Raw genomic sequence first — 17,505 nt, forward strand, 5'->3', positions numbered from 1 at the left:
GGTAGCGCCCGTACATCGGGCGCTACCGTACCTGAAAAACCACCGCCATCCAGCTCGTTTTGCCGCTTTGCGGAAATGCCGGATACGGTTCAAGTCGCGTACAAGCCCCAGCCCAAATAAACGTATTCTCCCCCACGCGATACCAGTGCGCATTTCCTTCTATTGCATCGCCCACCACCGCACCGTGAACGGTTATATGGCTTCCGGCAGGTAATTCATGCGCGACAGGCGCGAAAACCGACGGGTTATCTTTACGCGTATAGACACCAATAATGGTATTCACGTTGCCAGAAACGGGGAGTTCATTCAGTTCTTTCATGTCAGGCCTCGTGATAAAGCTCTCTTATTGGTTAACGATATAAGTCACCGTGAATCGGGCGATAACCATAAAGAATGAAACTGTCACGGAGTGTCATGCGAATGTCTGAAAGACGGCGGAATTCGCAGGCATTTGACCCATGACAAAGCAACCTGGCGTCATGGCTCGCATAATCGCACCCGTCTCCTTTCTCACTGGTGCTACCCATGGCGTATCAACTAAATCTGAACTGGCCGGAATTCCTCGAAAAATACTGGCAAAAAAAACCTGTTGTGCTGAAAAATGCTTTCCCAAATTTTGTCGATCCGATCACGCCTGATGAGCTGGCGGGTCTGGCGATGGAGCCGGAAGTCGATAGCCGCCTGGTCAGCCATTTCAACAACGAATGGCAGGCGAGCAATGGCCCGTTCGAACATTTCGATGGCCTGGGTGAAACCGGCTGGTCGCTGCTGGCCCAGGCGGTCAACCACTGGCATATGCCGTCCGCCGAGCTGGTGCGTCCGTTCCGTGTGTTGCCGGACTGGCGTCTGGACGATCTGATGATCTCCTATTCCGTGCCGGGTGGTGGCGTAGGCCCGCATATCGATCAGTACGATGTGTTTATCATTCAGGGAATGGGCAGCCGCCGCTGGCGCGTGGGTGACAAATTGCCGATGCGTCAGTTCTGCCCGCATCCAGCGCTGCTGCACGTGGATCCGTTCACGCCGATTATCGACCAGGATCTGGAGCCGGGCGATATTCTGTATATCCCACCTGGATTCCCGCATGACGGCTTTACCCATGAAACCGCGCTGAATTACTCCGTCGGCTTCCGTGGGCCAAATGGTCGCGACCTGATCAGCAGCTTTGCTGATTACGCGCTGGAAAACGATCTGGGTGGCGAACACTATAGCGATCCGGATCTGACCCTGCGCGATCATGCTGGTCGTGTAGAACAGTATGAACTCGATCGTCTGCGTAACATGATGATCGAGATGATTAGCCAGCCGGAAGACTTCAAAAAATGGTTCGGTAGCTTTGTATCCACGCCGCGTCACGAGCTGGATATCGCAACGGCAGAACCGCCGTACGAGCCAGAAGAAGTGCTCGATGCGCTGATGGGCGGCGAAACCCTGGCTCGTCTGAGCGGTCTTCGCGTACTCAACATTGGCGACAGCTTCTTTATCAACAGCGAGCAGTTAGAAACCATCGACGCGAAAGCGGCAGATGTGCTGTGTCGTTACACCGAATTTGGCCAGGCTGAACTGGGTGACGCGCTGCAAAACCCGGCGTTTATTGCCGAGCTGACCGATTTGATTAACCAGGGTTACTGGTTTTTCGAAGAGTAAGTCTGACGGAGGCGTTTAGTCACGGCTAAACGCCCCCCAGAGCGCTAAATCAGCAGGTTACAGGCCTTCCAGTAGTTGAGCAGGCGTTCGTCATCCCGTTCCCGTTCTGCTTTACTCTTCATCGTTCGCGCCAGATTTTCTCTCGATACTTCCTGGCCCTTTTGCACAATGTCTAATACCGCTTCACCAAGAGCCAAAGAAATGTCATTACGATTATTGTGAATCTCCATATTTGTCTCCATGTTGATAGCGTGAATTAAATTATAAAACATACTGACGTGGGTGAACTGAATTCATCCCATTCTGATGTCGTTGCGTTTATTTAAAAGAGACCCGGAATCAGGCGGTGAGCACTATTCTATTGCGCTCAAGGGGGTGATAATATTTTCTTTATTATTATTTCCCGGTAGGGGCAGGTATGCATAACGCAACGCGCCATAATGAAAGTACCTCAACGAAGAAATTCTTTTCCGTTGAGGATTTTCAGCTATTTGGTGAGCGTTACGGCATCGACTATCACTTCCCGCGTTTAACTGACGACGCGAACCACAGCAGCCCCGTGCTGCACGGCGATGTCGAAGAGATGACGCTCTCATCCGGTATTTCGCTCACCCATTCCGACGTCCGCGTGCTGCAACCCTACGAAACCACCTCTCGGCACAGCAGCCCGCTGTATATGCTGGTGGTGCTCGAAGGCTGCGTGACGCTCACTCTCAACGGCGTGGAATATGGGGTGCGATCCGGTATGGCGTTCAGCTCGCGGCTGAGCGAGCAGCAGGTGATGAGTGCGCGCCACGATGCTGATAACACGCTCAAAACGCTCTCGTTTGGCGTGTATCCCAACGATGCTCATCGCGAGAACCTGCTGGAATCGCTGCTTCAGGAATGGCAGTGTTTGCACGCGCCGACGTTTGTCTGGCAGGTGCCTGGCTTTGTGTTATCGGGTATTCAGCATGCTCAGCAGCAGGGGCTAAGCGCGCTATCGCGCAAGTTACTGCTGGAAGGGCTGATGTACCAATTGTTGGGTCATGGGCTGAGCCAGCGCCAGCAACCTGGACCCTGTCGGCCCGAGCTGGCGCGCCTGGAACGTGTGCGAAACATGCTGGAACAGGCACCGGAACAGGAATACACCCTTGCTCAGTTGGCGGCCCTGGCCGCGATGAGCCCGAGCAGCCTGCGCAGCAAGTTCCGCCATGCTTTTGGCCGCACGATTTTTGATTACCTGCGCGACTGCCGCCTGGAACTGGCTCGCCGCTATCTGCTGGAAGGCCACAGCGTGCAGCAGGCGGCGTGGATGTCCGGCTATCAGCATGCCACTAACTTCTCCACCGCCTTTCGCCGCCGCTATGGCCTCTCTCCCGGCGATCTGCGCAAACGTCGCTAACGTACTTTTCCCTCTCACGCGAACGTCATTCTTACGGTTTAGCACGGCGCATACATAACCTGGCGCTGCGCATAGCTGTTTACGATCTCAAAAAGGTAATAATTCTTATTAACAATTAGAAATACCTTTGGAGATTTTCATGTTCGCTCAATCACGGCTGGCCCTGTTGGTAGGATGCGTTACCGGCAGCGTCGCGTTTCCTTTGCTGGCGCAGGAAGCGCAAAAAACCGAAACCGTTGTCGTCACCTCGCAGATGCAGAGTGGCGCAACCAAACTGGCCACGCCGGATATCGAAACCCCGCAGGCGGTGTCGATCGTCACGCGCGAGCAGTTCGAAGAACAGGGCGCGACCAGCGTGCGTCAGGCGGTGAGCTATACGCCGGGGGTGTACAGCAACCAGATTGGTGCCTCGAACCGTTTCGATTACATCGTCTTGCGCGGCTTCTCTGACGGTAGCCTGGACAACGTTTATCTCGACGGCCTGAAGATGATGGGCGACACCAACTCCCACAGCTCGCTGGTAGTTGACCCGTGGTTCCTGGACAACATCGAAGTGGTGCGCGGCCCGGCGTCGGTGCTGTATGGCCGTTCGTCTCCGGGCGGGATCGTGGCGCTGACCTCGCGCAAACCGTCGTTCGATCCGGGTGGTGAGATCAAGCTGTTCGCCGGGAATAACAACCAGCGCGGGGCGATGTTCGACGTTACCGGCCCGTTAGACGATAACGATCGCGTGGCGGTGCGTCTGAGCGGCATGACCCGCTACGCCGATTCCCAGTTTGATCCGCTGAAAGAAGAGCGTTACGCGCTGATGCCAAGCCTCACCTGGCGTATCACCGATAACACGCGTCTGGATCTGATGGCCTATCTGCATCGCGATCCGGAAGGCGGCAGCCACTCTGGCCTGCCGTATGAAGGCACCGTTGTGTCGCACAATGGCAAGAAAATTTCCAATACCTTCTTTGAAGGTGAGGACGATTACGATAAATACGATCGTCGCGAAAACATGGTCGGCTATAACGTTGAGCATATGTTCGAAAGCGGCTGGTCGGTGCGCCAGAAGCTGCGTTATCTGCACACCAAAGTTGAGCTGAATCAGGTGTATGCCGCCGGCTGGCTCAATGAAACCGAGCTAAACCGCGGCTATTCCGGCTCGGACGAGAAAATGAACGCTATCACTCTGGATAACCAGGTCGACGGTAGCTTTGATACCTGGGCAGTCAACCACCGCGTGCTGATCGGGATGGATTATCAGGATCGCAGCAATAACACCACCGGCTATTACGGCGGCTTCCCGGCGATCGACGCCTTCCACCCGGTATACGGTGCGGATCCGGACTACATCACTATGTATGGTCAGGAAAAGCACAAGCTGCGCCAGACCGGCTACTACTTGCAAGATCAGATGTCGATCGACCGCTGGCGTCTGACGCTTGGCGGGCGTTACGACCAGGTGAGCGTATCGAACGTCGATAAGCTCAACAATACCCGTAGCGATCTGGATAAAAACAACTTCAGCAGCCGCGCGGCGTTGCTGTATCTCTTTGATAACGGTGTCGCGCCATACATCAGCTATTCCACCGCCTTTACGCCGACCAGCTTTGCTGATGAAAACGGTCAGATCCTGGATCCGATGAAGGGCAAGCAGTGGGAAGCGGGCGTGAAGTATGAGCCGGAAGGGCTGAACAGCCAGTTCAGCGCGTCGGTATTCCGCATTAACCAGAAAAACATTGCTACTAAAGAGGAGCCAACCGATCCGTATCGATCCATCGGTGAAATCGAATCTGAGGGCGTAGAGCTGGAAGCGGTCGGGCAGTTAACCGACAGTCTGCGCATGCAGGCGGCGTATACCTATACCGATATCCGCTATAAGAAAAGCAGCCCGGAAGAAGAGGGTAAACGCGCCGTCTATGCTCCGCGTAATATGGCCAGCGCCTGGCTGAGCTACGACGTCAAAACCGGTCCGCTTGACGGCCTGACCGTCGGGTCCGGTGTGCGTTACGTCAACGGCGTGACCAGCGATCGTCAGAATACCCACACCTTGCCGTCGTATACGCTGGTGGATGTGGCGGTGGGCTACGATCTGTCGAAGGTGGGGCTGACGGGCGTGAGCGCGCAGCTTAACGTCAATAATCTGACTGACGAAAGCTACGTGGCGGCGTGTAATTCACTGTCTTATTGCTACTTTGGTGCCGAGCGTAGCATTGTCGGCAGCGTGTCCTGGAAGTTCTAAACGGTATTTTTACCGGGCGGCGGCGATCGCACTGAACCCTGTGGGAGAGACCTCATATGAAGACATCACACTACTCTTCCATCGCAATGTGTATCGCCTCGCCCATTTTCTTCAGCGCCTCGCGATTTTTCTCGTTCGGCGGCAGGGCGACGTTAATCCGTAGACAGTTACGATACTTTCCGGAGGCTGAAAACAGCGATCCTGCTGCGGCCTGAATCTTCAGCTCGCACAGCTGCTTGCTGACGCAAACCATATCCACTTCCTCAGGTAATTCGACCCACAGTAAAAAGCTGCCTTTAGGCCGCGTCACGCAGATGTGACAAGGGAAATACTGTCGCACCCAGCAGGTGTAGGTTTCCATATTTTGCTGATAAATCTGGCGCATACGCCGCACGTGACGGTGGTAATGCCCGTCGCGAACAAAGGCCGCGACGGCCATTTGCGTGGCGGGGACGTTAAACCCGCCAGCGGCATATTTCATGTGCATCACGCGGTCGTAATAGCGGCCCGGCACAATCCAGCCCACGCGTAATCCCGGTGCGACGGTTTTGGTAAACGAACTGCACAGCAGCACGCGGCCATCGATATCGAAAGAGTGGATGGTGCGTGGACGCGGGTAATCTGCCGCCAGCTCGCCGTAAATATCATCCTCAACAATCACAATATCGTGGCGCTGGGCCAGGGCCAGAACCTGGCGTTTGCGCGCTTCCGGCATGATAAACCCGAGCGGATTGTTGCAGTTGGGCACCAGAATGACTGCTTTGATCGGCCACTGCTCCAACGCCAGCTCCAGAGCCTCAATGCTGATCCCGGTTTCAGGATCGGTCGGGATCTCAATGGCTTTGATATTGAACCCGCGCAGCATTTGCATGGTGCCGTGAAATGAAGGGGATTCCACCGCCACGATATCGCCCGGTTTACAGATCGACAGCAGCGCGATCGACAATGCGCCGTGACAGCCGTTAGTGATCACAATCTCTTGTGCAGAGACGGTCGATCCCCCGTCCAGCATCAGACGTGCGATTTGCTCGCGTAGCTCAAGCCGCCCGTCGAGACCGTCGTAGCTCAGCATTTCGCAGGGATTGTGCTGCGCGATGCGGCTCATCTCGCGCCACAGCGGTTTTAGGCTCGGCTGGGTCAGATCCGGTGAGCCGCCCCCAAAGGAGATCATCTCTTTGTCCGCGCGGGCATCCAGCAGCATCATGACTTCGTCCCACTGGGTCACGTCTACCGGACGCTGCACCGGACGCGTCATGGCGGGCACCGGCGGCTGGGCTTTGCGTTGAGAAACGAAATAGCCAGAGCGCGGTTGCGGGGTTATCAACTGGAGATTTTCGAGGATCTGATAGGCTTGCTGAATGGTGCTGATACTGACGCCATGTTCCTGACTCAACGTACGTACCGAAGGCAGGCGTTCCCCGCTGCGATACAGCCCTTGTTCAATACGTTCCGCCAGAAGATTGGCCAGATGTTGATAACGCGTCATGCTGTATCCTTCATTTTTGCCATACAGATTATCAAACCAGTACAGATTGGTGCCATTAACGGCATTCAGATACAGTATTAGCGGATCTGTATGTTAAATAAAAGTTGTTTTTGAGTCTGTATTGTAATGGGTATTCTCCGCGATGATAAAGCCTCTGGCAAACCGAGGAGAGCATCATGGAATTCAACGAAAATCGTCCCAACCGTCCGTTTATTGGCTTCGTTTTAGTCTGGAGAGCGTTGGTAAAATGGCATCGCCGCGGGCAGACGCGCCGAGTGTTACGGGGAATGAGTGACGACCAACTGCGTGATGTGGGGCTCAGCCGCCACGATGCGAGCAATATTTGATTGGCCTGGAAATGGCATTTATCTGCAAGCGGGCAGATAAATGCCGGAATATTACTCTGCGGTCGTTTTGCTGGTGTTTTCCGCGATGCGGCGCAGGTATTCGTTATTTTTAAACGCCACCATAATCAGTTCAAACATCACGCGACAGCCGATCAGGCTGAAGATCATGCCGAAAAAGCCAGCGATCAAATGTTCGGTGAACATGGAATACACGCCGCCAAGCAGAATAAACAGCATGACGATCCAGTAGAAAAAGACCAGTACGCGCGGTGTTAATAAATAATCGAATCCCAGAATTGATTTCATTTTCTTGTCCTTAGAATAATGTCGAATACCGACGAAATGAGCGGCAGAGTATAAAGAGAACAGTGAAGACGTTCACCTACGAATTTTTTCGGATCCGGATATTTTTATTCAATTAAACGAATCGTCTGTGCCTGAGGGCGTTGTAATAACTCCCGCGCCTCTTCATACGACCGCACGTTGTTATAGCCAATCACCAGCCCGTAACGTTTACCTGAACCGCGATACCATTCGGACAACGCATTCACCTGGAGATGATGCTGTTGCCAGCACTGCGCCACTTCGCGGTCGCGGCTGCTTTTGGTCAGGAAGGCGACAATATGCATCCCGCCGTCGTTTTGCTCGGTGAAAAAGTGCTCGCCGTAGACGTCTCGTAGTGCGGCAATCATCCAGTCGCGGCGCTGCTGGTACAGGGAGCGCATCTTTTTCAAATGGCGAAAGAAGTGACCCTCGTTGAGAAATCCCGTCAGGATTTTTTGTGTCAATACCGGCTGACCGCTGGTGACGATATCCGCGCAGTCGGCAAATGCGGATAGGGTACTGGCAGGCATCACCACGTAGCCCATGCGCAACGATGGCATCACGGTTTTGCTGAAGGTGCCCATAAAAATCACCCGATCGTGCCGATCGAGGCTTTTTAGCGACGGCAGCACCTTGCGGGTGTAGTGAAACTCGCCGTCGTAGTCATCTTCGATTACCCAGGCTTCTTCTTGCGTCGCCCAGTCGAGCAACTGCTGCTTGCGTGGCAGCGACAGGGTGACTGCCAGCGGGCTTTGATGCGACGGCGTGACGATGGCGAAACGGGCGTCGCGATGGTGGCGCAGCAGATAGTCAATATCCATCCCCGATCGGTCTACCGGCACGGTGTGCAGGCGCGGCACGATGCGCTTAAGCAACTGCTGGCCCATAAAATAGCCGGGATCCTCGAACACCACTTTGTCACTGCGACTGGCGAGCGTATCGAGGATCAACCGCAGGCTGCCGCTGTACCCGCTGGTGATCATCACCTGTTCGGCGGTGCAGGATAAACCACGAGAAATGTTCAGATAGCGGGCGATAGCTTCTCGCAGCGGATACCAGCCCATTACCGGCGGGCTGAGCATCTCCTCCTGACGCATCGATCGTGTCGCCTGGCCTGCAAGCAGCAGCCATTTTTTATAGGGGAAACTGTCCAGAGCCGGAATGCCGGGGCGCAAAAATCCGGCGCGTTCGCGCTGGCTGATAAGTGATGCCGGCAGCGTACCTGTGGTTTGTTCTGCGGGAGCCTGTTGAACGCGCGGCAGATTCAGGTCCGGATTCACTCGTGTGCCGCGCGCACCCTGGCTGACCAGATAACCCTCACCGATCAGAATCGCATACGCCGTTTCGACGGTTTTGCGCGCGACCTTTAGCTCTTCTGCCAGCACGCGTATGGCAGGCACTTTGTCGCCGGGCTTCAGCACACCACGCGTGATGTTCTCGCGATAGCGAGTGTAGATGTCGTGATAGCCCGATTTCATGTCCTACCTCATTTTATGGGTTTTGTATCTTTTTACTATGTCATGAACAGCGTAGATTTGCCTCATCGCATGACTTTACCAGCATCAAAAAGAGGAAAGACAATGAGCACTCGCGTCAATCACCATAAAGCCACACCCGCCCTCGCCAAAGCGCTGTCCGACCTGAGCATGGCGGTTGGCAAAACGTCCATCGAACCTGCGCTCAAGCATCTGATCGATATTCGCGTTTCCCAGCTTAACGGCTGTACATTCTGCCTGGATATGCACTCCAAAGAGGCAAAAATTGCCGGTGAGCGCGAACTGCGCCTGTATCATCTGGCGGCATGGCAGGAATCACCGCTGTTTAGCGCCCGCGAAAAAGCCGCGCTGGCCTTTGCTGAAGCGCTGACCCACATCACGCCGCAGGGCGTAAGCGATGAGCTGTATCGCAGCGTGGCGGAACATTTTTCTGACGTTGAGATTTCCGAGCTGAACTTCGCCATCGTGGCGATCAACGCCTGGAACCGTTTAGGAGTGACCTCGCGCATGGAGCCTGGCTCGCTGGACGTGGCGTATGGCCTGAACAAGGCGAATCTGGAGTAAGTTTACCTGCCCGGCGGCGCGACGCTTGCCGGGCCTGTTGTTTTTGCAATTCCTGCTATTTCCCCTCATGTTTCTTGATACTTACCCTGATAACTATTACTGTGTCCTCGTGTGATAAGAGGACTCCCCATGAGTGAAGAAGATCTTTTCTGCCGCAGGCCGATGGGCATGCGGATGGCAATGATTGTGCGTCAGTGGCGCACGGTTATTGATGATGCCATTCTCGAGACGGGGCTTACCCAATCGAGCTGGACGGTGATGATGCAGCTTGAACAATTAGGGGAAAACGTCTCGGTGAGCGAGCTGGCGGAAGTGCAAGGTATTGAACTGCCGCCATTGATGCGCACCCTCACACAGCTGGAAAAGCAGGGTTACCTGCTGCGTACCACATCGCCTTATGACAAACGCATCCGGCTACTCACACTGACACCTGAAGGTAACGCGGTGCTGAAAACGCTCACCCGCGTGATCGAAAATTTTCAGCAACGTGTGTCGCAAAACATTGCGCCTGACCATCTTGAGATATTCAGCGCAACGTTAAATCAAATCGCCTGCAATTTGCGGACAATCCGCGAAGAAGATAACAAGACCCAAAAATAATGACTCCTGAACAAAAGTTTGCCCGCTGGGTAAGGGTGAGTATTGCCTCTTTCCTGCTGATGTTTGTCTATTTTATCGTGGCGGATATCTGGATCCCGCTGACGCCGGACGCCACCGTGATGCGCGTGGTGACGCCAGTCTCTGCGCGCGTGTCCGGCTATGTGGCGGCGGTGCACGTGCACAATAACAGCCAGGTGAAAAAGGGCGACGTGCTGTTTGAACTCGACCCGGCACCGTTTCGCAATAAGGTCGAGGCCGCGCAAATCGCCCTCGAACAGGCGCGTCTGTCTAATCAACAGCTGGATGCTCAGATCGTCGCCGCACAGGCCAGCCTGAAGACGGCACAGCTGACCGCGCGCAACGATAAAGTGACCTTCGATCGCTACCAGCGCCTGAGCACCCTGCAAAACGTCTCTCAGTCCGATCTGGATAAAGTGCGTACCACCTGGCAGAGCAGCGAGCAGTCGGTGGCGAATCTGGATGCCAACATTCACAACCTGCGCATTGCGCGCGGCGAACGCGATGAAAAGCGCAATGTGACGCTGCAAAAATACCGTAACGCGCTGGAAGAGGCCGAGTTGAACCTGAGCTGGACCAAAGTCTATGCGCAGGCCGACGGCACGGTGAGTAACGTGCAGCTCAGCCCTGGTTTTTATGCGGCATCCGGGGCGGCCGCGCTGGCGCTGGTGAATAACCAAACCGATATCGTTGCTGATTTTCGCGAGAAAAGCCTGCGCCATACCCATCAGGGTACCGATGCTGCGGTGGTGTTTGATGCCTTCCCCGGCCATGTTTTTCGCGCCCACGTGACCAGCAGCGATGCGGGTATTCTGGCCGGACAGGAAGCGGTCAACGGCGAGCTGTCAGAGCCAGAAACGTCGAACCGCTGGGTGCGTGATGCGCAGCGCATGCGGATCCACGTGGCGCTGGATGAGCCGTTGCCGAAGCACCTGCCAACCGGCGCGCGCGCGACCGTGCAGTTGTATAACAGCGAAGGGCCGTTTGCGCGCTTCTTCTCTGGCCTGCAAATTCATCTCGTCAGCCTTTTGCATTATGTCTATTAATACGCTCGCGCGGGTGTTTACCCCGCACGGTAACATCGTCTATACGGCAAACGATTTTCGCCAGACGCTGCGCATCGTTTTTGCCGGGATGATTGCGCTCAGCGTCTCCAGTTTTTACAACACCACCTACGGCGTGTTTTACGTGGTGTATCCGATCATGCTGCTGTCGCTGGTACCGGTATTTAACCGCCACGTGGCAAGGCAGTTTGTGTTCAGTGCGTCGATAAACTGCGTCGAAATGGTGCTGATTATGGGCTATCTATCGCAATGGCCGCTGATCATGACGATGGTGGTCTTCGCCCTGTACGTGATGCGTTTTCGCTTTATGAGCCAGGGCCCGTTGTTCCTGTTTGGCTCGATGGGCGTGGTATGCCAGAGTGTGATGCTCAACTTTATGAGTTATCCCACCGCTAACTGGCACACGCTTTTATTTTCTAATATCGAAGCCAGCGTAATGGCGGTGTGTCTGAGCGCACTGATGAACTACCTGCTACCGGACGTCGAACCCCGCCAGCGACCGCCGTTGATAGAGAAGAACGCCGCGCGCGTGCGTCATGAATCGTTGCTGTCAGGCACCGTGGCGACGCTGATTTTTGTCGTCTTTCAGATAAGCGATCTTAGCGATTCCTTATCGGCGCTGATGGCCGGGATTTTGATTTTGTTCCCGATGCATTATCGCGGCGCGGTGATGAGTTCGCTATGGCGTGTGGTTGGCGTGATGTTGGGCTGTTTGTACATTCTGGTGATGCAACTGCTGCTCTACGATCACAGCAGCCATATGGTGTTGATGATGCCGCTGATTGGTCTCGGGCTGGCGTTTGGCGCTCGGCTGCACGTGATGGAGAAAGTCGGGGCAGGGGTCGGGTTTGCCAGTATCACCACCATTGGGATTATGTTTGGGCAGAACCTGCACCCGGACGGTGACCTGGTGTTTAGCGATCTCTATCGCATCGTGTCGATTACCGTTGCGCTGGTCGCTACGCTGACGCTGGTATTCCTGGTGCATCTTATCCTTAACTGCTTTGAACCCACGCGCTACGTCATTCGGGAGGAGTGACACATCGCTTTTCTGCATTCTGTGATATGACTGTCGGCCGATAAACTGGCCGACAAAAGGAACGGATGAATGTGGCAAACGCGGGCGCTGGAGTTAAACAATCAGGCTTACTGGAACTGGGACAAAGCCTGCGAGCTGGTGGAATATGCCCTCGCACATGACTTCAACACCCTGATTGTCGGGCAGGTCGATCTGTTCGATATGCTGGTTTCCCCCAAAGGCTATACGCCGCATCAGTACAACGACCGCCTTTCCAGCCAGCAGCGCGCTCGCTGCGTCTATCTCAATCGCCTGGGATTATTGTGCCAGCAAAAAGGGCTGCGTTTTTATCTACAGGCCAAGGAGTTTAACTTCCCCACCGATCTGCTGTTGGCGCATCCGCACCTGTTTGAGCCCGGCCACGGTGTACGTTTCGACGTTGATTTCTGGTGCGGCTATCTTGGGGAAAAAATCGCCCTGCTTTGCCAGCGTATCCCGGCACTTACCGGCCTGCTGGTGGCCATTTCCAATACCGACGGCCTGTTGCCCGTCTCCCGCCCCAACTGGGAGCTGGAAGCGAGCGGTACTGTCGGTTTACCCCAGCGCGATGAGCGCAGCTTTGCCCTCTACAGCCGCTGTTTTAACGTGTTGTCCCGCACGATGCAGAAAGAGAATAAGCATCTGGTGCTGCGCGTATTTCCGGCAGGTAATCACGATCTGGGCAATGTGCTGGAGGCCATTCACCCGCTACCGGAAAGCGTCAGCGTCTCCATCAAATTGACCCCTGAGCGTTTCTGGCCCTCGTTTCCCAATAATCCAGCGCTGCTGGCGGTGCGCGAACGCGAAGTGTGGGTTGATATCGATCTGGTTGGCGAAGAGGTGGGCTGGGGGATTTTCCCGTTCCCCCGGATTGATGAACTACAGGGGCGGTTGCTGTGGTGTCGCAGCAATCCGGCGATTCGCGGCGCGGTATGCAAAACCAGCTGGGAAGGCGTTGATAATCATTGGGTCATGGGTACGCTGAGCGAATGTAATCTGGTGGCCTGTAGCCGGATGTTGGCCAGCGACGGAGAACATTATTCGCAAGCGCAGCTGTTGACCTACTGGCTCGACGAAAGCTACGGCTGGCGTCCGTCACCTGACGTCTTTAGCGAGTTTACCGCATTACTGGAGCAGGCCGGCCAGGTGCTCTATAACGCGATTTATGTGCGTGACCACGTTTTCCATCGTCACAGCCAGGTGCCGGAAAGCTACGGCCAGGCGGTGTGGAGCCTGTACGGGCAGCTCAACCGCAACCACTGGCTGCCGGGCTCGGAGCGAGATATCACCTTTAGCGCTCAGGATATCGAAACTTCCGCTGCCTGTTTGTCGCGTATTGCCAAAGAGAAAGATGAGGCGCGCGACGCTTCTGTCACCTTGCGCGATCGGGCGCTGCGCTTTGCGCAATCAGCGGCATTTCCGCATGCGCTTCAACGCCGCTGGCTTGAGGAATGGCAAGGGTTTGCTCTCTATTGCCACCTGTTTTTACATGCGCAAAAAGCGTTTTTCACTTTGCGATTTGCCCGTGAAGTGGAAAACAGCTGGAGCATGCGTGAGATTTGCCAAATCAACATTCAGGAGCTGTATCGCAGTGCATCCGAGATGGACGATTTCTGCGCGAAGCACGCCGACGCCTCACCGGGGCTGCACGTGCTGTTTGATGCCTCGCGCGTGCGGGCGCTGGCGGATAGCCTGGGTGAGGAGCTTAAAAGGCTAAAGTAATTTGACCCTCGTCACACAAAAATCCGTCAGTGCGGTTTTTGTGTGACGCCTGTCCCATCACCCTTGATCCGTTACTCAACGGATGTGACGCTTATCACGCCGTTGTCCCCATGCTTTTGCGCTTTGTGAGCACTCGGGCAGATCCCACGAATCCTCCGTCACAGCTTCTCGTCCCATCTATCAAATACCCTGATGATATCTGCGAAATGTATTGGTTGTGACAGGAGGAAGCGATGTCTCAAGGTGAAAGGTTATTGGCTCAGGGCGAGGCGTTGACGCGTTTTCGCGTTTCCGTGGCAAAAGAAGAGCGTTTTGCTGAATTTTATACGGGCGAACTTTTTGACGAGGGTATTCGCCATGCCAGCGGCCCGCAGGACAGGTCATTTTGTCGCCGCGTGTTCTGCCATACCCACGCGCAGCGTGTCGTCGACGCTTCAATGGCGCTGCCTCTGCCCTATATCGCCGTGAGCGACGCTGATGACATAGTTTCTTTCTCCGGTTTTCGTTCCCTGCCGTTTCACGTCCAGCGCTGGCTGGCGACGGATTTGATGGCGCCGCAAGACGGTGAATATGCGTTCAGGCTGGGCACCTGTGGCGGCGTGCGGCTGTGGTGTTCCGCACATCTGGCGGCATGTTTTACGCCATTGACCCGCAACGAGATGCAGTTTCTGGATATCCGGCTGACGCTGCACAAAGGTAAAAACAGCGTGCTTATCCATCTCGATGAACTGTTTGAGCGCGACACCGTCTGCGCGTTGAAAATGGTCTATCTCGGTGAAAAGCCGTTGCGCGTGGGGACGATTAAGGGCCAGCAGCTTACGCCGATATCGATACCCCAGGCCCCTGATGGCGAGCGGCTACTGATGCTGATGGCTGCGCGTGAGTATGGCCCGCAAGTTGAGGCATTGCTGTATAGCCTGCTTAAACAGGCAAGCGCACGCGAAGAAGGATCGGTGTTTTCCGTGCTCGTTCTGCTTCAACTCTGGAATCAATATCACGGTGACGCTTTTCCTGACGCGATGTGGCGACGGGTGAAATCAACCCTTCTGGGGTATCGCTACTGGCATGACGAGCGGGGCTGCGATGTGATGGATTTCTGGCGCGAAGACAACGCTGTCGCCTTTCATACGGCCCAATACCTCGCAGGTCAGTATTTTCCTGACGCGCGCTTTATTGCCTCTTCACGCTACGGGCATCAACAACAGCAATTCGGCAAGGCGCGACTGGAAGGAATCTACGCATGAACCCTGCACAGCTAATGAGCACCCTGGAGCGCGTGGTGCGCGGTTTTTGTCGCCTGAAAAATCTTGAGGAAGTGGGGGCGAGCGACGGCTTCGCTATCCATTTCGAAGAGTGGGAATGGGAGGTTGGCGTAGGGCTTTACGGGTTCTGGCGCTTTGCCGATTATCAGAAAGACAGTGCGCTACAGCAGTCAATCCTTACGTGGTATGAAAAGCAGATCGACAAAGGGCTGCCGGCTATCCAGATCAACACCACGGCACCGATGATCGCTCTGGCGCTGTTGGCGGGGCACCACCAGCGTGACGATCTGCTCTCAACGGTGAATGCCTGGGCTGATGCCCTGCTGCGCGATCTCCCCAGAACCGAGGAGGGCGGTTTTCAGCACGTCGTGAAAGAACAGCCCAATACCGGGCAACTGTGGGATGACACGCTGTTTATGACCTGCCTGTTCCTCGGCGTAGCGGGCGTGGTTTTAAAACGCCGTGACCTGATCGACGAAGCGGGATACCAGTTTTTGCTGCACACGCGCTACCTGAGCGACCCCGTTAGCGGGCTGTGGTATCACGGCTGGACGTTTGTCGATAAACACCATTTTGCAGGCGCTTTCTGGGCGCGCGGTAATGCGTGGATCACCGTCGCCATTCCGGAGTTTATCGAGCTGATGGGCGAGCATCTCGACACCAGCGTGCGCCGTTATCTGGCGCAGATTGTCGCCCGCCAGGTTCGTTCGCTCTGTGAAATGCAGGCGGAAAACGGCATGTGGCATACGGTGCTCGACGATCCGCTCTCGCCACAGGAATCTTCGGCGACCGCCGGTATCGCCTACGGCATGCTGCGCGGGGTGAGGTTGGGGATTCTGGATAACAGCGTAAGCGCGCATGCACATCGCGCCTTTGATGCCGTCATGGCGCGTATCGATGACGACGGTCTGGTGCTCGAAGCCTCACGCGGCACCATGCTCGGCTGGGATATTCAGTATTACTGCGATATTGCGGTAGCGCCCGTGCCTTACGCCCAGGCGCTGACAATGCTGTTGTTACTGGAGATGCAGCACCATCGGGAGCTGTGACAGCAAAAACAGAATCAGACCAATCGTCCCGCCGACCAGCGTGCCGTTGACGCGAATAAACTGGAGATCTTTACCGATGTTCAGCTCGATCTGATGCGACATATCTTTGGCATCCCAGCTTTTGACCGTGTCACTGATATGTCGGGTCAGAAACGAAGCGAAATCAGGAGCCACGCGGTGCGCGGCCTGTTCCAGATGCTCATTCAGCGACGCGCGCAGGCTGGCATCAGCCACCAGCGTTTCGCCAAACCACATCCCGGCTTTGGTGATGCGCTGTTTTACGCGGGAATCGTCGCTTTGCAGATCCGCCTTTAACCACTGGCGCAGATCGGCCCACATCTCACCCAGATAGCGGTTAAAGGCCTCATCGTTCTTGAGGTAGTGCTTGATGTTCTCGGCTTTTTCGGCCATTTCAGGATCGGTTTTGAGGTTGTCGATAAGCTTTAACGTGGCCCTGTCGAACGCCTGACGGATCTGGTGCGTGCGGTCATGACTGATGTCGTCCAGGATCGTATTTACCGCATCCGAGACCATCTCAGCACTTTGATCGCCAAGCCATTCGGTGGGTAGCATTTTTGCTTTGCGCGGATGTTCGGTCTTGAGCCAATGGACTATCTGTGCGGCGATAAAATCCCGCGTGCTGTCGCGCTGAATAAGCGTTATCAACCGATTGATGACCGCATCCAGCAGCACCTGATGGCGGTTGTTTTTGGTCATGCTCTCCAGCATCACGGCGCTGGTTTCGGTGAAATCCACCTTATCGATAGCCTTGTGCACCGCGCGTTTCAGCAAACGCTGAATGCGACCGTCATCGGTCAGCTCAAGGAACCCGCTCATTACCTGAATCAGATGCTGCCCCACACGCTGGGCATTATCCGGCTGGCTAAACCAGGTGCCGATCATCTGCGCCGGTTCATAGCGGCGAATCAGCGCCACTAAGGATTGGGTACCGAGAAACTTCTCCTGTACGAAAAGCCCGAGATTGTCGCCAATTCGGTCTTTATTGCGCGGGATAATCGCCGTATGTCGCGAGATAAACGGAATCGGTACCCGACGAAACAGCGCTACCACTGCGAACCAGTCCGCCAGCGCGCCGACCATCGCCGCTTCGGCAATAGCCTTCACGCCGCGTACCCAGAAGGTCTGCGGCAGAAAGAGGGTGACGATAAACGTCGCGGCGGCTACCAGCAGTAGCGACAGCGCTAACAGCTTAGCGCGTTTGAGTTCAGCTAATTTTTCCATAGGGTTAAGGATA

The 17,505-nt window shown here is 55.3% G+C and carries 17 protein-coding genes; 11 read left to right on the top strand and 6 right to left on the bottom strand.

Going from position 1 to position 17,505, the window contains the following annotated elements; translation table 11 throughout:
* Positions 1-22: 22 nt before the first annotated feature.
* Positions 23-319: an SH3 domain-containing protein gene (locus AC6EMZ_RS13195; protein ID WP_498402958.1), complete on the bottom strand. Its 297-nt coding sequence runs from the start codon at positions 317-319 to the stop codon at positions 23-25.
* A gap of 206 nt (positions 320-525) precedes the next feature.
* Here AC6EMZ_RS13195 and AC6EMZ_RS13200 point away from each other — a divergent pair, with 206 nt between their 5' ends.
* A complete protein-coding gene (locus tag AC6EMZ_RS13200) occupies positions 526-1,647 on the top strand; it encodes a ribosomal protein uL16 3-hydroxylase (RefSeq protein WP_498402959.1) in 1,122 nt (373 codons plus the stop codon).
* Between the two features lie 44 nt (positions 1,648-1,691).
* Here AC6EMZ_RS13200 and AC6EMZ_RS13205 read toward each other — a convergent pair whose 3' ends face one another.
* Positions 1,692-1,877 carry a DUF2767 domain-containing protein gene (locus AC6EMZ_RS13205; protein ID WP_498402960.1) on the bottom strand — a complete coding sequence of 62 codons (186 nt, stop codon included), beginning with the start codon at positions 1,875-1,877 and terminating at the stop codon, positions 1,692-1,694.
* Positions 1,878-2,065: 188 nt separating this feature from the next.
* Between AC6EMZ_RS13205 and AC6EMZ_RS13210 the strand changes: the two genes are divergently transcribed.
* Both AC6EMZ_RS13210 and foxA read left to right on the top strand, forming a co-directional pair.
* Entirely contained in the window at positions 2,066-3,031 is a 966-nt protein-coding gene (locus AC6EMZ_RS13210) for a helix-turn-helix domain-containing protein (protein WP_498402961.1), read from the top strand.
* A 121-nt stretch (positions 3,032-3,152) separates the two neighbouring features.
* Positions 3,153-5,261 (top strand): ferrioxamine B receptor FoxA, encoded by a 2,109-nt coding sequence (gene foxA / locus AC6EMZ_RS13215; protein WP_498403269.1) that lies wholly within the window; start codon positions 3,153-3,155, stop codon positions 5,259-5,261.
* Positions 5,262-5,331: 70 nt separating this feature from the next.
* Here the strand turns inward: foxA and AC6EMZ_RS13220 are convergent, their stop codons facing one another.
* On the bottom strand, positions 5,332-6,747 hold the full coding sequence (locus tag AC6EMZ_RS13220; RefSeq protein WP_498402962.1) for an aminotransferase-like domain-containing protein: 1,416 nt from the start codon (positions 6,745-6,747) through the stop codon (positions 5,332-5,334).
* Positions 6,748-6,923: 176 nt separating this feature from the next.
* On the opposite strand from AC6EMZ_RS13220, the gene AC6EMZ_RS13225 reads away from it, so the two are divergent.
* On the top strand, positions 6,924-7,094 hold the full coding sequence (locus tag AC6EMZ_RS13225) for a DUF1127 domain-containing protein (protein ID WP_498402963.1): 171 nt from the start codon (positions 6,924-6,926) through the stop codon (positions 7,092-7,094).
* 51 nt (positions 7,095-7,145) lie between these two features.
* Here the strand turns inward: AC6EMZ_RS13225 and AC6EMZ_RS13230 are convergent, their stop codons facing one another.
* Both AC6EMZ_RS13230 and pdxR read right to left on the bottom strand, forming a co-directional pair.
* Positions 7,146-7,400 carry a DUF4282 domain-containing protein gene (locus AC6EMZ_RS13230; protein WP_498402965.1) on the bottom strand — a complete coding sequence of 85 codons (255 nt, stop codon included), beginning with the start codon at positions 7,398-7,400 and terminating at the stop codon, positions 7,146-7,148.
* Between the two features lie 104 nt (positions 7,401-7,504).
* On the bottom strand, positions 7,505-8,896 hold the full coding sequence (gene pdxR / locus AC6EMZ_RS13235) for a MocR-like pyridoxine biosynthesis transcription factor PdxR (RefSeq protein ID WP_498402966.1): 1,392 nt from the start codon (positions 8,894-8,896) through the stop codon (positions 7,505-7,507).
* A gap of 102 nt (positions 8,897-8,998) precedes the next feature.
* Here pdxR and AC6EMZ_RS13240 point away from each other — a divergent pair, with 102 nt between their 5' ends.
* The 7 genes from AC6EMZ_RS13240 to bglB all read left to right on the top strand — a co-directional run bounded on the left by AC6EMZ_RS13240 (position 8,999) and on the right by bglB (position 16,250).
* Positions 8,999-9,478 (top strand): carboxymuconolactone decarboxylase family protein, encoded by a 480-nt coding sequence (locus AC6EMZ_RS13240; protein ID WP_498402967.1) that lies wholly within the window; start codon positions 8,999-9,001, stop codon positions 9,476-9,478.
* A 129-nt stretch (positions 9,479-9,607) separates the two neighbouring features.
* Positions 9,608-10,078 carry a MarR family winged helix-turn-helix transcriptional regulator gene (locus AC6EMZ_RS13245; protein WP_498402969.1) on the top strand — a complete coding sequence of 157 codons (471 nt, stop codon included), beginning with the start codon at positions 9,608-9,610 and terminating at the stop codon, positions 10,076-10,078.
* Positions 10,075-11,142, top strand: coding sequence for an HlyD family secretion protein (locus tag AC6EMZ_RS13250; RefSeq protein ID WP_498403271.1), 1,068 nt, complete (start codon positions 10,075-10,077; stop codon positions 11,140-11,142). Before AC6EMZ_RS13245 ends, AC6EMZ_RS13250 begins: the two co-directional genes overlap by 4 nt.
* Entirely contained in the window at positions 11,132-12,199 is a 1,068-nt protein-coding gene (locus AC6EMZ_RS13255) for a DUF2955 domain-containing protein (protein WP_498402970.1), read from the top strand. The genes AC6EMZ_RS13250 and AC6EMZ_RS13255 overlap by 11 nt, the downstream gene beginning before the upstream one ends.
* 69 nt (positions 12,200-12,268) lie before the next feature.
* Positions 12,269-13,939, top strand: a complete 1,671-nt coding sequence (locus AC6EMZ_RS13260) for a hypothetical protein (protein ID WP_498402971.1) — start codon at positions 12,269-12,271, stop codon at positions 13,937-13,939.
* A gap of 233 nt (positions 13,940-14,172) precedes the next feature.
* The gene (locus AC6EMZ_RS13265) at positions 14,173-15,183 is read left to right on the top strand and encodes a hypothetical protein (protein WP_498402972.1); all 1,011 of its coding nucleotides are present in this window, start codon (positions 14,173-14,175) and stop codon (positions 15,181-15,183) included.
* A complete protein-coding gene (bglB, locus tag AC6EMZ_RS13270) occupies positions 15,180-16,250 on the top strand; it encodes a beta-galactosidase BglB (protein WP_498402973.1) in 1,071 nt (356 codons plus the stop codon). The genes AC6EMZ_RS13265 and bglB overlap by 4 nt, the downstream gene beginning before the upstream one ends.
* Here bglB and AC6EMZ_RS13275 read toward each other — a convergent pair.
* Positions 16,218-17,492 carry a DUF445 domain-containing protein gene (locus AC6EMZ_RS13275; protein WP_498402975.1) on the bottom strand — a complete coding sequence of 425 codons (1,275 nt, stop codon included), beginning with the start codon at positions 17,490-17,492 and terminating at the stop codon, positions 16,218-16,220. The genes bglB and AC6EMZ_RS13275 overlap by 33 nt on opposite strands.
* Positions 17,493-17,505: the final 13 nt, after the last annotated feature.

The sequence above is a fragment of the Enterobacter sp. SCRI0065 genome (assembly GCF_059766475.1).